This is a genomic window from Citrobacter sedlakii (assembly GCF_018128425.1).
GTDB classification, from domain to species: Bacteria; Pseudomonadota; Gammaproteobacteria; order Enterobacterales; family Enterobacteriaceae; genus Citrobacter_A; species Citrobacter_A sedlakii.
This window is the reverse complement of sequence record NZ_CP071070.1, coordinates 639,468-655,243: the sequence shown is the minus strand read 5'-3', so window position 1 is coordinate 655,243 and position 15,776 is coordinate 639,468. Positions and strand designations below refer to the sequence as shown.

Genomic DNA, 15,776 nt, shown 5'->3' with positions numbered 1-15,776 from the left:
CACCCTCGGAATGCCGTTCAGTGGAGACCAGGTTTGATACGCATTATGACCAGGGGCGATCGGCTGACCGCCCCGATAATGTTACATCGCCTGGGTGAAAGTCCGCGAGATGACATCCTGCTGCTGCTCGCGGGTGAGCGCGTTAAAGCGCACCGCATAACCGGAAACGCGAATCGTCAGGTTCGGGTAGCTTTCCGGATGTTCGATGGCATCCAGCAGCATTTCCCGGTTCATGACGTTGACGTTCAGATGCTGACCGCCTTCCACATGCGATTCATGATGGAAGTAGCCATCAAGTAGCCCGACCAGGTTGGTTTTCCGCACCGGATCTTCTTTGCCCAGCGCCGCTGGCACAATGGAGAAGGTGTACGAAATACCGTCTTTGGCATAGGTAAATGGCAGCTTCGCCACGGAGGTCAGCGAGGCGACCGCGCCTTTGCGGTCGCGTCCGTGCATCGGGTTGGCTCCCGGCGCGAACGGCGTACCGGCACGGCGTCCGTCCGGCGTATTCCCGGTTTTCTGCCCGTACACCACGTTTGAGGTAATGGTCAGAATGGACTGGGTCGGCACCGCATTGCGGTAGGTCGGCAACACCTTAATTTTCTTCATAAAACGTTCGACCAGGTCGCAGGCGATGCTGTCGACGCGCTCGTCGTTATTACCGTACTGCGGGTAGTCGCCTTCGATAACGAAATCGACCGCCAGGCCGTTATGGTCGCGCACCGGTTTTACCTTCGCGTATTTGATGGCGGAAAGGGAGTCCGCCGCCACTGACAGCCCGGCAATACCGCAGGCCATGGTGCGATACACGTCGCGGTCATGAAGCGCCATTAACGAGGCTTCATAGCTATACTTGTCGTGCATGTAGTGAATGATGTTCAGCGCGCTGATGTACTGCACCGCCAGCCAGTCCATAAAGTGGTCGAGGCTTTCCATCACGGTGTCGTAATCCAGCACATCGTCCATCAGCGGCGCGGTTTTTGGCCCAACCTGGATTTTCAGCTTCTCATCCACGCCGCCATTGATCGCGTAAAGCAGCGTTTTGGCGAGGTTGGCGCGCGCACCGAAGAACTGCATCTGCTTACCGATTACCATCGGGCTAACACAACAGGCGATCGCGTAGTCGTCGCTGTTAAAGTCGGTACGCATGAGATCGTCATTTTCGTATTGCAGCGACGACGTGACGATAGACACTTGCGCAGCGTACTTTTTAAAGGCCACCGGCAGCGCTTCCGACCACAGCACGGTAAGGTTTGGTTCCGGCGCGGGCCCCATAGTGTGCAGCGTATGCAGGTAACGGAAAGCGTTCTTCGTCACCAGCGTGCGACCATCCAGCCCCATCCCGCCGATCACTTCCGTCGCCCAGATCGGATCGCCGGAGAACAGGGTGTCGAATTCCGGCGTACGCAGGAAGCGCACCATGCGGATCTTCATAATGAAATGATCGATCAACTCCTGCGCCTGTTGCTCCGTCAGGATCCCCGCCTTGAAGTCACGTTCAATGTAGATATCGAGGAACGACGCGGTACGCCCCAGCGACATCGCGCCGCCGTTTTGCGACTTCACTGCCGCCAGGTAGGCAAAGTAGAGCCACTGCACTGCTTCCTGAGCGTTGCGCGCCGGACGCGAGATATCGAAACCATATTTTGCCGCCATCTCCTGCATTTGCAGCAGCGCGCGGCGGTGTTCCGCCAGCTCCTCGCGCAGACGGATGGTGGCTTCGAGATTTTGCCCCCACTCCAGGTTTGACTGGAGATCGGCGAACTGCAGTTCACGCTCGCGCACCAGATAGCGGATGCCGTACAGCGCCACGCGGCGGTAGTCGCCAATAATTCGCCCGCGGCCATAGCCGTCCGGCAGACCGGTCAGGACGCCGGATTTACGGCAGCGCAGCATGTCCGGCGAATAGGCATCGAAAACCCCCTGGTTGTGGGTTTTTCGTAGCTCGGTGAACAGGTATTCGAAGTGTGGGTCCATCTCGCGACCATAAGCCTCAAACGAGCTTTTGATCATATTGATGCCGCCAAACGGATGCAGAGCACGCTTGAGCGGTTTGTCCGTTTGCAGACCGACGATTTTTTCCAGCGACTGCTCGATATAGCCCGCGTCATGCGCGGTGATCGTCGTGGCGATGTTAGTGTCGAAATCAACCGGCGCATGGGTCGCGTTTTCGATGCGAATCCCCGCCATCACCTTTTCCCACAGCGCCGTTGTGGCTGGCGTCGCTTCCGCGAGAAAAGATTCATCCCCTTCATAAGGCGTATAGTTGTGCTGAATAAAATCACGGACATTAATTTCTTCTTTCCAGTCCGTACCTTTAAAACCCTGCCATGCGTCGGCGTACAGCATATCGCTGGTATCGATATTTACCTTCATGAAAAATAATCTCTCTACAGAACAACAATAAATTAAGCGAGTTCCACTGGCGCGTGAATACGGCCTAACTGGATCGCATCAAGCGCAATCATTTTTTCTTCATTGGTCGGAATAACGGCGCACATGACCCGGGCATCGCTGGCGGAAATAATGCGTTCGCCGTGGGAATTCGGCAGGCTATTTCTGTCACTGTCGAGCGTAACGCCCAGCACCGCCAGACGCTCTGCTACCAGGCGACGAATTAAGACCGAGTTCTCGCCGATACCGCCGGTGAAAACAATGCCGTCCAGGCGATGTAACGACGCTGCATGCCCGGCGATATGGCGGGCGATACGGTGGACGAACGTTTTGATCGCCAGTTGCGCCCGCGCGTGTCCTTCATGCCAGGCTTTTTCCAGCACTCTTAAGTCGGACGATAAACCCGAAATTCCCAGCAGACCGGACTCTTTGTTGACCACCCGCTCCAGATCGCTCAGGGTCTGACCGGTTTCGCTGGCGACCCACGCCATCGCCCCGAAGTCGACATCGCCGCTGCGGGTGCCCATCATCAGACCTTCCAGCGGCGTCATGCCCATTGAGGTGTCCACGCTCTGCCCGTTACGAACCGCGCAGACAGACGCCCCATTGCCAAGATGCGCCACCACCAGGCCTGAATCGTCATCAGCAAGATCCAGCAGCGCATGCGCCCGCAGAGACACATAGCGATGTGACGTGCCATGAAAGCCGTAACGCCGCACGCCGAGTTGTTCGTAATATTCCCACGGCAGGCCGTACAGGTAGGCCTCAGGCGCCATCGTCTGATGAAAACTGGTATCAAAAACAGCGACCTGCGTGACGCCGGGAAATAACTGCTGTGCGGATTCTATTCCGCTCAGATTCGCATAGTTATGTAACGGCGCTAACGGTGAAACCCGGCGGATATTGTCGATGACCTCATCGGTAATAATGGCCGACGCGGTAAAGATATTTCCACCGTGGGCGATGCGGTGGCCAATTAAGGCCACGCTGTCGTTTAAATTACGTTTTTCCAGTTCGAAAGCGATCGCCTTTAATGCCCCTTCGTAGCTGTGGTGAGCCAGCGTTGCTGGCTCTCCTCCGTTTACCGACAAGAAGGCGCTTTCAGTGTTAATGCCGTCAGCAATACCTGCCATTAAAACGTCGCAGTTTGTTGCATCCAGCACTGAAAACTTAATTGAAGACGAACCGCAGTTAATTACCAGAACTACAGGAAATTCAGTCATTTCACTACTCCGCTCATCCTGAGCCTAAGGCTTAAAACAGTTTGTACACGATGTTCAGGATGGTCAGCAGACCAATGACGGTGACAAACACGTTATCCAGACGGCCACGGTATTTCGCCAGCGAAGGCGCTTTACGAATGGCGTACATCGGCAGCAGGCAGAGCAGCGAGGCGATAATCGGCGCGCCCATCGCTTCAATCAGGTCCAGAATATTCGGGTTGGCATAGGCCACAACCCAGGTGGACCCCATGATAAAGATCATGCTGAGGGTATTGAGTTTACCCATCGAGACTTTAGTTTTATCGCCCTTATAGCCAAACTTAAGGATCAGACCGTTCAGCCCTTCCAGCGTGCCCAGATAGTGCCCGAAGAACGATTTGAAAATGGCGACCAGCGCGATAATCGACGCGCCGTATTCCAGCGTGGTCGCGAACGTTGACTTAGTACCGGACATTGAGGCGAAGTGGTTCGCCAGGTAAGAGAGCACAGGGATGTTCTGCGCTTTCGCATCCGCCATGTTTTGCGGCGAGAGCGTAAACAGGCAGCTGAAGGCGAAGAACATTACCACGGCGACCATCAGCATGCTGGCGCGGGAGATGATCTGTGAACATTTCTGCTCGGTAAAGTCGCGGCCAAAATCTTTCTCATACTCTTCGCGCTTCGACACCACGAACGAGGAGACGATCGGCGAGAAGTTGAACGAGAACACCATAATGGAGATACCGAGCCATACGGTGACCAGAATGCCATCGTGACCGGTCAGCGCGATGTTGCTCAGATCGACCTGATCGATCACCGCCGAATTCCAGTACGGGATCAGCGACAGTGAAATCAGCACCAGGCTGGCGATAAACGGCCAGACCAGATAGCTCATCACTTTTACCATCAGATCTTTACCAAACCAGATGACAAACGCCATCAGCAAGAGCAGGAACAGCGCCACAAAGCCGCGGTTCAGGGCTGGCAACTGCAACTGGTTTTCCCAGAAGGTCATGAAGGTGTTGGTAATGGTCACGCCGTAAATCCACAACAGCGGACAAATGGCGAAGAAGTAGAGGAACGTGATCACCACGCCGCCCGTCTTGCCAAAGTGCTCTTCTACCGTTTCCGTAATGTTACCGGACGGGTTCGAGCCGGACAGGCACAGGCGCGCCAGCGCCCGGTGGCAATAAAAGGCGATGGGGTACGCCAGCACCAGCATCAGTAGAATGGGGATCAGGCCGCCAAATCCGGCGCGAATGGGGAAGAACAGCACTCCGGCGCCGATGGCGGTACCAAATAATCCCAGTGTCCAGGTGGTGTCCGATTTACGCCAGGACGACTGTTTTGTCTGGCTGGATACAATGCTATCAGTAGTACTCATATCCTATCCTCAACGAAAAGATGAATAGCCGGTGTTAAGCGTCTGCTAAACCCGTTATTTGCGATACACGAGAAAGATCGATATTGCCGCCAGAAATAATGCTGACCGTTTTTCTGTTCTGGATATAGCTATCTAATTTCCCGCTTAATAAAGCGGCACAAGCCAGTGCGCCAGCGCCTTCTGTCACCACTTTATTGCGCTGAATTAAGGCAATCATGCTGTTGCGTATTTCGTCTTCGCTCACGAGGACTATGTCATCCACTAATTCACGCACAATTTCGTAAGTTAAATTACCCGGGCGGGAAACGTCACAACCATCCGCCAGGGTGCCGGTCGTTCGGTGCGTGGTTATTTCTCCGGCCTGATAAGATGCCGCCATACCGTGTACGTTTTCAGCCTGAACGCCGATAACTTTAATTGTCGGGTTAATGGATTTAATCGCGATGGCAATCCCGGCAATTAAACCGCCTCCGCCAATAGGCACAATGACGTTATCGACGTCATAAAGATCCTCCATGATTTCCAGACCAATTGTGCCTTGCCCGGCGATGACTTTCGGATCGTCATACGGTGGAATAAAAATACGGCCTTCGGTTTCTACAATTTCGCTGACCTTGGCGATGGTGTCGTTAAAGTTATCCCCGTGCAGCACCACCTCTGCGGAGTAGTCGCAGGTCGCGGCAACTTTTGATTTCGGCGCGCCTTTTGGCATCACCACTTTGCCGTCAATACCGAGCATCGCGCAGGAGAGCGATACGCCCTGCGCGTGGTTGCCCGCGGAACAGGCCACCACGCCCTTGCGTTTTTCCGCATCCGTCAGCGAACTTAATTTGTTAAACGCGCCGCGGATTTTAAAAGAACCGGTACGCTGCATATTTTCGAACTTGAGAAATATTTCACCTTTGCAGCGCTCACTAAAATAGTTCGAACGCGGCATGCCTGTTTTATATATTTTTCCTGCCAGGCGTTTTTTGGCTTCGAGGATATCGTCAATGGCAACCGGTAGATCGTAAGTAATGTGCATTGTAACCTCTTACTTATTGTAAAGTAATAAATGTCCGTGACCAACGGCTGAAATACAGCGCGATGGCGTTAGTATTGGATTAACTAAATTTAATTGGGTTAATCGATTTCAATTAATTGCTTTCGTCTGCGACCTTTATAAGATGAATACTCTTTCGCTAATTCCACCAACACCGAGGCGGCTTTTTTAATACGATAATTTTTAGACCATATTGCAGCATATCGCGCAATGGGTAATGATTCTTCTACAGGGAGCGTAATAAACTGGTTTGAACCAAAAGGCGCGGTCATGTCACATGGAATAACAGTTAAAAAATCGGCATTGAGAACAAGATTATAAATGGTGACGACGGAGTCGGTTTTAACGATGTTTTCAATACTGATGCCATTTCTTTGCAGGGTGGTGAGGAGTTCGCTGTAGTAGCCCATATTCGTTTGTGGCAGCACCCACTGTTCGTTTTGCAACGATTCCAGCGTGGTGGTGCCGGTGCATGTTCGGGACTTATTCGCCACCAGCACGAACTCTGACTCGAACAACGGCTCGACATGGAGATCCTGTAACTTCATTTCATCGCTGAGCGTGCCAATAGCAAAGTCCAGTCGTCCGTCGCGAATCGCTGGCAGAAACGAGGAGAGCTGCGCCTCATACATAGAGACCTGCGATTTCGGGTAGACCTCTTTGAACTTCTGGATCATATCGGACATAAAGGTAAATCCAATCAGCGACGGGAATCCGAAGGAGACGTCCACCACCGCGCTGTCGGTCATGCTGTTCATCTCATTCACCATGTTTTTCATCTCGCGAGTGATGGACTCTGACCACGAGAGTAAAACCTGCCCTGCGTGGGTTAAGGTGACGCCGGTGTTTTTCCGTACCACCAACTCAACGCCGAAATACGCTTCAATATCGTTAATGATTTTACTGACCGCCGGTTGAGTTAACCCTAATTCTTTCGCCGCAGATCCGATCGAACCACTTCTGATTACTTCCTGAAAGACCACCAACTGCTGAGTTTTTGGGAGAGCAAACGTATTCATATCGACCTGCGCAAATAACTTTGTTGACGGCGTGGAGTGTAACAAATTACGTAATGGGGGATATGTGCGACCACTCACAAATTGCCTTGCCATTATTTTATGAAGCTGGCAAATAAATTATTAAATTTATATTTTTCAAACATTTATATAATTACAATGTCGCTTTAGTCTGATTTTAGTCAAAAAAATAGGGGGGGATAACAATATTTTATGGCGATAACATCGATAAACTTGTGGTTATTTTCAAAATCGGCGAATGATGATATTTCAAGCAATTATCGTGCAATTAACGTTCAAATATGTCATTAAATTTAATGTGCAATTTATCAAATATAATTATATATAAAACATAAATGACGTTAAATATTGTGGCATATCACATTTTTTTGCCGTATTTGTTTGTAAATAAACATTACTTTTATCAATAATTAAATATAAGCATACAATTCATTATCATTACAAACAAACCATTAACACTAGTTTTTATAGATTTTATAGCAAGTAATTTTGTGAAGGCGATCGTTTGCTTTTTGTTTCTGTCGCCAAAACAACCAAAGCCAGCGTTTTGTGTTTCCTGTCACATAACGGGAAATCTCTTGCGTCCGATACGCTCCCCTGCCGAATGGTTATCCTTGTGGACAGGCATTCATCTGCCTCACAGAAGCAAAAACCCCGCCTGATGGCGGGGTCAGTAATGAGCTGAAGCTGACCGGTAAGGCGCTTTCTTTTGGGTTTAGCATCGTGGACAGGCATTCATCTGCTTCACAGAAGCAAAAACCCCGCCTGATGGCGGGGTTTCAGTAATGAGTTGAAGCTGACCGGTAAGCCGCTTTCTTTTGGGTATAGCGTCGTGGACAGGCATTCATCTGCCTCACAAAAGCAAAAACCCCGCCTGATGTCGGGGTTTCAGTAATGAGTTGAAGCTGACCGATAAGCCGCTTTCTTTTGGGTATAGCGTCGTGGACAGGCATTCATCTGCCTCACAAAAGCAAAAACCCCGCCTGATGGCGGGGTTTCAGTAATGAGTTGAAGCTGACCGATAAGCCGGGTTCTGTCGTGGACAGTCATTCATCTAGGCCAGCAATCGCTCACTGGCTCAAGCAGCCTACCCGGGTTCAGTACGGGCCGTACCTTATGAACCCCTATTTGGCCTTGCTCCGGGTGGAGTTTACCGTGCCACGGACTGTTACCAGCCGCGCGGTGCGCTCTTACCGCACCCTTTCACCCTTACCTGATCCCACGTGCGTGGGCCATCGGCGGTTTGCTCTCTGTTGCACTGGTCGTGGGTTTCCCCCCCAGGCGTTACCTGGCACCCTGCCCTATGGAGCCCGGACTTTCCTCCCCTCCGCCTGTCTCCCCCGAAAGGGACGACGACGAAGCGGCGACTGTCTGGTCAGCTTCGGCGCGAAGTATAGAGGGTTTACGCGCCCTTGTCACCCCGCGCTGCGCATTCCCATCGCCAGCGTGGCCGCAATATTTCGCGAAGCGCGGTAAATATTGTCAAATGCGCCTCGGAAGGCTTCTTCCAGCGTGCCGATGCTGCTTAATACGCTAAACACGGCATCAATACCGTGCTGGTGCACCACCGCGACGTCACGCGTCAGGCTGCCGGCAATACCTATCACCGGCTTGTGGTATTTCTTCGCCACGCTCGCCACACCGACCGGTACTTTTCCGTGAATGCTCTGACTGTCAATTCGTCCTTCGCCAGTCACCACCAGCGTACAGTCGTGGATATGCTCTTCCAGATTCAGCGCCTGGGTCACAATCTCGATACCGCTTTTCAGCTCCGCGCCGAGAAAGGCCATCAGCGCCGCGCCCATACCGCCCGCCGCGCCTGCGCCAGGAACCTCTCTGACATCCACCCGTAGCGATTTTTTGATGATATCGGCGTAATGGGCAAGATTGGCGTCCAGTTCGACAATTAACGCCTCGGTCGCGCCTTTCTGCGGTCCAAAAATTCGCGATGCGCCCTTCTCCCCCACCAGCGGATTGGTGACGTCGCAGGCAACGCGAATCGTGCAGGCGCGTAATCGCGGATCAAGACCCGAAATATCAATTGCGTTGAGGCTGTTCAGGCAGCCTCCGCCATAGCCGATCTCGGTGCCATTGGCGTCGCACAGTTTCGCGCCCAGCGCCTGTATCATACCCGCGCCGCCGTCATTGGTGGCGCTGCCGCCAATACCGATGATGATGTTTCGCGCCCCGCTTTCCAGCGCCTGCAAAATCAGCTCGCCCGTGCCGCGAGAGGTGGTGATCAGCGGATTGCGTTTTTCCGGGGGAACCAGCGCCAGTCCGCTGGCTGCCGCCATTTCGATAAACGCGGTTTTTCCGTCTCCTGACATGCCCCAGTTGGCATTGACCTTTTCCCCCAACGGGCCGGTAACCCAAGCGGAATGTTCAGTTCCCTGCGTGGCGGCAATCATGGCTTCAACTGTTCCTTCACCACCGTCGGCGACGGGAACAGAAACATATTGCGCATCCGGAAAAATTTCCCGGAATCCTTTTTCTATTGCCTGAGCTACCTCACTGGCAGAAAGGCTTTCTTTATAAGAGTCTGGGGCGATGACGATTTTCATAGGGGTAGCCTGTTACTGCATAACGCCAATTAGCGTTTCACTGTTCCGGCCTGCGCCAGGCAGGCCAGATTGCTGCGTGCCACGAGGCACGACGTGATTAGCGAGTGACTTCCACTTTCGCCAGTTTTTCGTAATAGCATGCCAGCGCGCTGTGATCGGCCGTCCCCAGCCCGTCCGCGCGCAGCGCCTGCATCATCTCCATCACCGCAGCGGTCAGCGGCAGCTGCGCGCCGACACCGTGCGACGTATCCAGCGCGTTCGCCAGATCTTTAATATGCAGATCGATACGGAAGCCCGGTTTGAAGTTGCGATCCATGACCATCGGCGCTTTCGCATCCAGCACGGTACTGCCCGCCAGACCGCCGCGAATCGCCTGATATACCAGGTCCGGGTTTACCCCCGCTTTGGTCGCCAGCGTCAGCGCTTCTGACATCGCGGCAATATTCAGCGCCACAATCACCTGGTTTGCCAGCTTGGTGACGTTACCCGCGCCGATTTCACCGGTATGCACCACGGATCCCGCCATCGCCTTCAGCAGATCGTAATATTTGTCGAAGATCGCTTTGTCGCCGCCCACCATGACGGACAACGTGCCGTCGATGGCTTTCGGTTCGCCGCCGCTGACCGGCGCGTCGAGCATATCAATCCCTTTGGCCTTCAGCGCGTCGCTGATTTCACGGCTTGCCAGCGGCGCGATCGAACTCATGTCGATCAAAACGGTGCCCGGCTTCGCGCCTTCAATAATGCCGCCTTCACCCAGCGCAACGTCTTTCACGTGCGGGGAGTTCGGCAGCATGGTGATGATCACATCACACTGCTCAGCGATCGCTTTTGCGGTAGAGGCGGTTTCTGCCCCGGCAGCAATAACTTCAGCAATCGCTTCAGGGTTACGGTCAGAAACCACCAGCGAGTAACCTGCTTTCAGGAGGTTTTTACTCATTGGTTTACCCATGATACCCAGGCCAATAAAACCAACTTTCATTGTCATATCACTATTCTCTCTTGTTGCGGTGGTGGTTATTTCTTAAAGGAATCTGCCAGCTTCTGCGTGGCGGAACGGAATACGCCCAGATCGCTGCCCACGGCCACAAACGTCGCTCCCCACTCCAGATAACGGCGCGCATCGGCTTCAACCGGCGCCAGAATGCCGCAGGGTTTACCGTTCGCTTTCGCACGGGCAAAAATGTGCTGAATGGCTTTCTGAACGTCAGGATGCGACGCGTTGCCAAGGTGGCCTAACGCGGCAGCCAGATCGCTTGGCCCGACAAAAATACCGTCAACGCCTGCGGTTGCCGCAATCGCGTCCACGTTATCGACGCCCTGCTGGCTTTCGATCTGCACAATGATGGTGATGTTCTTATTCGACTGCGCAAAGTAATCCGCTACGGTGCCAAACATATTGGCGCGGTGTGATACGGATACGCCGCGAATCCCCTCTGGCGGATAGCGGGTCGCCGCCACGGCGTTTACGGCTTCTTGTTCTGTTTCCACAAACGGGATGAGGAAATTGTAAAAGCCGATATCCAGCAGACGCTTGATAATCACCGGCTCGTTGGTCGGCACGCGCACAACCGGCGCGCTGGCGCTACCTTTTAATGCCATCAGTTGCGGGATAAAGGTTGAGACATCGTTCGGCGCATGTTCGCCGTCCAGCACCAGCCAGTCAAAGCCCGCCAGACCGAGCACTTCGGTGCTGATGGGGCTTGCCAGTGCCGACCAGCAACCGATCTGCACCTGATGCGCAGCGAGCGCTGCCTTGAATTTGTTGGGGAAGATGTCGTTATTCATCACGTTTACCTTGTCACTTAACCGTTATATAGAGAGTTTTATAAACCGACGGACGGGTCACTATTTATTTACCCAGACATTTAAGCCGGTATTTTATTATTGTTTGACATTTACCGATGCTAATTAAAATAACCGACGGGTGTAATAAGTTCGTGGTTCAGTATAATCAGCCGCGGTGTATTAGGCATTGTGCAAACGCTCATTAAAGAAACGAGCATTAAATATTATTTTGAGCATATGCACATAAGCCTGGGCGCTGATGCACAGATTTACGCTTTGCTCACCCTGCGGGCGTGGCGTTCGCCACAACGGGTGATCGCGATCACATTCTTATTCCAGCGCGCCTGACATGCTTATTTTATCAAAATGACATTCTCTTTTTTCAGGTTCACTGAACGAATTATTTTTAGCTGGAGAATACTGAGCAATGGCTAACATCGACATCCGACAGCAATCGCCGACGGCGTTTTATATTAAAGTTCACGACATCGATAATGTGGCAATCATTGTTAACGACAATGGTTTAAAAGCCGGAACGCGTTTCCCGGACGGGCTTGAACTGATCGAACATATTCCGCAGGGGCACAAAGTGGCGCTGGTGGATATTCCCGCGCATGGTGAAATCGTTCGCTATGGCGAGGTGATTGGCTATGCCGTTCGCAATATCGCGCGCGGAAGCTGGATCGATGAGTCCATGGTGGAACTGCCGAAGGCGCCGCCACTGCACACGTTGCCGCTGGCGACCAAAGTGCCGGAGCCGCTGCCGCCGCTGGAAGGTTATACCTTTGAGGGCTATCGCAATGCCGATGGCAGCGTGGGCACCAAAAATCTGCTCGGCATTACCACCAGCGTCCACTGCGTGGCGGGTGTGGTCGATTATGTGGTGAAGATCATTGAGCGCGATTTGCTGCCTGACTACCCGAACGTCGACGGCGTCGTCGGTCTGAACCATCTGTACGGCTGCGGTGTGGCGATCAACGCCCCGGCAGCGGTAGTGCCGATTCGCACAATTCACAACATTTCGCTGAACCCGAACTTTGGCGGCGAAGTGATGGTCATCGGCCTCGGCTGTGAAAAACTGCAACCTGAGCGCCTGCTGGAAGGTACCGACGATGTGCAGAGTATCCCGGTGGACAGCGCCAGCATCGTGAGCTTGCAGGATGAAAAACACGTCGGTTTCCGCTCGATGGTGGATGAGATTTTGCAGGTGGCTGAGCGTCATCTCGCGAAACTCAATCAGCGCCAGCGCGAAACCTGCCCGGCCTCTGAACTGGTCGTCGGGATGCAGTGCGGCGGCAGCGATGCGTTTTCCGGCGTCACGGCGAACCCGGCGGTAGGGTATGCCTCAGACCTGCTGGTTCGCTGCGGCGCCACGGTGATGTTCTCCGAAGTGACCGAAGTGCGTGACGCCATCCATCTGCTGACCCCGCGCACGGTCAACGAAGAGGTGGGCAAGCGCCTGCTCGAAGAGATGGCCTGGTACGATAACTACCTCGACATGGGGAAAACCGACCGCAGCGCCAACCCGTCACCGGGGAACAAAAAAGGCGGGCTGGCGAACGTGGTCGAAAAAGCGCTCGGCTCCATTGCCAAGTCAGGTAAGAGCGCGATTGTTGAAGTGCTGTCGCCGGGCCAGCGGCCAACGAAGCGCGGCCTGATATACGCGGCAACCCCCGCCAGCGACTTTGTCTGCGGCACCCAGCAGGTGGCGTCAGGGATCACCGTCCAGGTCTTTACTACCGGGCGCGGTACCCCGTATGGGCTGATGGCGGTACCGGTGATCAAAATGGCTACCCGCACCGAGCTGGCAAACCGCTGGTATGACTTAATGGATATTAACGCCGGGACCATCGCCACCGGGGAAGAAACCATTGAAGAGGTCGGTCAGAAGCTGTTTGCGTTTATCCTGGAGGTAGCCAGCGGACGGAAGAAAACCTTCTCGGATCAATGGGGCCTTCATAACCAACTGGCAGTGTTTAACCCGGCGCCGGTGACGTGACGCCTCCCTTCTCTTCTCATAAAGCATGCCCGGCGGGCGTGCTTTTTTTTCGCCCGTAATCTTTCGCAAACCTTCTTTTACTTTCGTAGCTTTCATTTATCCGATCGAAATCACATAAAAACATTACGAAAGCCTATACATTCTTTCGAAGAAGACAAACGAAAGATTTCGGAGGAAGGATGTTTATTATTTCCAGCAAGACCATGCTCAGGAAGGCCCAGCGCGAGGGTTACGCCGTACCGGCTTTCAACATCCACAATCTTGAAACCCTGCAGGTGGTCGTGGAAACCGCAGCAGAATTACGTTCACCGTTGATCGTTGCGGGGACGCCAGGCACGTTTTGCTATGCAGGCGTGAGCAATATCGTCGCCATCGCCGGGGAACTGGCGAAGTCATGGAACCACCCTCTCGCGATCCATCTTGATCATCATGAAAAACGTGAAGATATAGAACAGAAAGTCGCTGCTGGCGTGCGTTCCGTCATGATCGACGGCTCGCACCTTCCGTTTGCCGACAATATTGCCCTGGTGAAAAATGTTGTCGATTACTGCCATCGTTACGACGTTAGCGTCGAAGCCGAACTGGGCCGTTTGGGTGGACAGGAAGACGAATTGAACGTTGACGAAAAAGACGCGCTTTATACCCATCCGCAGCAGGCCAGGGAGTTTGTCGCCGGAACCGGCATTGATTCTCTGGCCGTAGCAATTGGAACGGCTCACGGCCTCTACACCGCCGAACCGCGACTGGATTTTGAGCGCCTGGCGGAGATTCGGCAACACGTGGATATTCCACTGGTGCTGCACGGCGCCTCGGGCCTGCCCACCGGGGATATCCAACGCGCAATCTCACTCGGCATCTGCAAGGTTAACGTTGCCACCGAACTTAAAATTGCCTTTTCCGATGCCCTGAAAACCTATCTTAGTGAGCATCCCAAGGCCAATGATCCCCGACATTACATGGTGCCAGCCAAAGCCGCCATGAAAGCCGTCGTGCGCAAAGTCATCGCCGACTGCGGCTGCGAAGGCAAGCTTTGACAGATAGCGCAATCGCATTCAATACAAACGAAAGATATCGGAGTCAGAAGTGAAAGAAATTATCTCGCGTCATAAAGCCGGTGAACATGTCGGGATCTGTTCTGTCTGTTCAGCCCATCCGCTGGTCATTGAAGCGGCCCTGCGCTTTGATCTGCACAGCGACAACAAAGTGCTAATTGAAGCGACCTCTAACCAGGTTAATCAGTTCGGCGGGTATACCGGCATGAAACCCGCTGATTTCCGCGATTTTGTCTATGGCATTGCCCAGGAGGTTGGCTTCCCGCGTGAGCGTTTAATCCTTGGCGGGGATCATTTGGGCCCGAACTGTTGGCAGGATGAACCCGCAGCGGATGCGATGGAAAAATCGGTGGTGTTGATTCAGGCCTACGTCGCCGCAGGATTCAGTAAAATCCACCTGGACGCCTCTATGTCCTGCGCCGATGACCCCACGCCGCTCGACCCGATGGTGGTCGCCGAACGCGCAGCGGTACTTTGCCAGGCGGCTGAAGCGACGGCAACGGAAGAACAAAAACGCCGACTGACCTATGTTATCGGCACTGAAGTTCCGGTACCGGGCGGGGAAGCCAGCAGCATTGGGACGGTTCACGTTACCCGCGCCGACGATGCCGCCCGCACGCTGGAAACGCATCAGGTTGCCTTTCGCGCTCGGGGGCTTGATGAGGCCTTAACCCGCGTTATCGCCATCGTCGTGCAGCCCGGCGTGGAATTCGATCACACCCAAATTATCCACTACCAGCCTCAGGCTGCCGAAGCGCTCACTACCTGGATCAAGGCCACGCCAATGGTTTACGAAGCGCACTCCACAGACTACCAGACCCGACAAGCCTACCGCGCGCTGGTTCGTGATCACTACGCCATTCTCAAGGTCGGCCCGGCCCTGACTTTCGCTCTGCGTGAAGCCGTTTTTGCGCTGGCGCAGATGGAAGACGCCCTGATTTCGCCGGAACAACGCAGCCGGGTGCTGGAGGTGATCGATGAAGTGATGCTTAACGAGCCTGGATACTGGAAGAAGTATTACCGGCCGACCTGGAGCCAGGCGATGGTCGATATCCATTTCAGCTTGTCAGACCGTATCCGTTACTACTGGCCGCACCCGCGTATTCGGCAAAGTGTGGAAAAACTGATCGCCAATCTGAGTGGCGTCTCATTACCGCTGGGATTAATCAGCCAGTTTATGCCTGTACAGTTTGAACGGCTGTCGGAAGGCGCGCTAACCGCCACGCCGCACAGCCTGATTATTGACAAAATTCAGGATGTTTTACGTGCATACCGGTTCGGTTGCGCGTCAGAAACAGCCTGAAAACCGGAGTCGCT

The 15,776-nt window shown here is 53.7% G+C and carries 11 protein-coding genes and 1 other RNA gene; 3 read left to right on the top strand and 9 right to left on the bottom strand.

What is annotated here, in order from left to right; genetic code table 11:
• Positions 1-81: 81 nt before the first annotated feature.
• The 9 genes from tdcE to garL all read right to left on the bottom strand — a co-directional run bounded on the left by tdcE (position 82) and on the right by garL (position 11,408).
• Positions 82-2,376 (bottom strand): 2-ketobutyrate formate-lyase/pyruvate formate-lyase, encoded by a 2,295-nt coding sequence (tdcE, locus tag JY391_RS03190; protein ID WP_211935210.1) that lies wholly within the window; start codon positions 2,374-2,376, stop codon positions 82-84.
• Between the two features lie 32 nt (positions 2,377-2,408).
• Positions 2,409-3,617 carry a propionate kinase gene (gene tdcD / locus JY391_RS03185; RefSeq protein WP_060571083.1) on the bottom strand — a complete coding sequence of 403 codons (1,209 nt, stop codon included), beginning with the start codon at positions 3,615-3,617 and terminating at the stop codon, positions 2,409-2,411.
• Positions 3,618-3,648: 31 nt separating this feature from the next.
• Entirely contained in the window at positions 3,649-4,980 is a 1,332-nt protein-coding gene (gene tdcC, locus JY391_RS03180; RefSeq protein ID WP_042292876.1) for a threonine/serine transporter TdcC, read from the bottom strand.
• A 34-nt stretch (positions 4,981-5,014) separates the two neighbouring features.
• The gene (tdcB, locus tag JY391_RS03175; RefSeq protein ID WP_042292873.1) at positions 5,015-6,004 is read right to left on the bottom strand and encodes a bifunctional threonine ammonia-lyase/L-serine ammonia-lyase TdcB; all 990 of its coding nucleotides are present in this window, start codon (positions 6,002-6,004) and stop codon (positions 5,015-5,017) included.
• Between the two features lie 98 nt (positions 6,005-6,102).
• Positions 6,103-7,041, bottom strand: coding sequence for a transcriptional regulator TdcA (gene tdcA, locus JY391_RS03170; RefSeq protein ID WP_042292871.1), 939 nt, complete (start codon positions 7,039-7,041; stop codon positions 6,103-6,105).
• Positions 7,042-8,065: 1,024 nt separating this feature from the next.
• An RNA gene (gene rnpB / locus JY391_RS03165) (RNase P RNA component class A) lies at positions 8,066-8,442 on the bottom strand.
• Between the two features lie 32 nt (positions 8,443-8,474).
• A complete protein-coding gene (garK, locus tag JY391_RS03160; protein WP_211935209.1) occupies positions 8,475-9,620 on the bottom strand; it encodes a glycerate 2-kinase in 1,146 nt (381 codons plus the stop codon).
• 97 nt (positions 9,621-9,717) lie between these two features.
• Positions 9,718-10,608, bottom strand: a complete 891-nt coding sequence (gene garR / locus JY391_RS03155; RefSeq protein WP_042291774.1) for a 2-hydroxy-3-oxopropionate reductase — start codon at positions 10,606-10,608, stop codon at positions 9,718-9,720.
• A gap of 29 nt (positions 10,609-10,637) precedes the next feature.
• Complete coding sequence (garL, locus tag JY391_RS03150) at positions 10,638-11,408, bottom strand: 2-dehydro-3-deoxyglucarate aldolase (RefSeq protein ID WP_042291775.1); 771 nt, start codon at positions 11,406-11,408, stop codon at positions 10,638-10,640.
• 427 nt (positions 11,409-11,835) lie between these two features.
• Between garL and garD the strand changes: the two genes are divergently transcribed.
• From garD to gatZ, 3 genes are all read left to right on the top strand, one after another.
• The gene (garD, locus tag JY391_RS03145) at positions 11,836-13,407 is read left to right on the top strand and encodes a galactarate dehydratase (protein ID WP_181822501.1); all 1,572 of its coding nucleotides are present in this window, start codon (positions 11,836-11,838) and stop codon (positions 13,405-13,407) included.
• A gap of 179 nt (positions 13,408-13,586) precedes the next feature.
• A complete protein-coding gene (locus tag JY391_RS03140) occupies positions 13,587-14,441 on the top strand; it encodes a tagatose bisphosphate family class II aldolase (protein ID WP_211935208.1) in 855 nt (284 codons plus the stop codon).
• A gap of 49 nt (positions 14,442-14,490) precedes the next feature.
• Positions 14,491-15,762: a tagatose-bisphosphate aldolase subunit GatZ gene (gatZ, locus tag JY391_RS03135; protein ID WP_181822499.1), complete on the top strand. Its 1,272-nt coding sequence runs from the start codon at positions 14,491-14,493 to the stop codon at positions 15,760-15,762.
• The last annotated feature ends 14 nt before the right edge of the window (positions 15,763-15,776 follow it).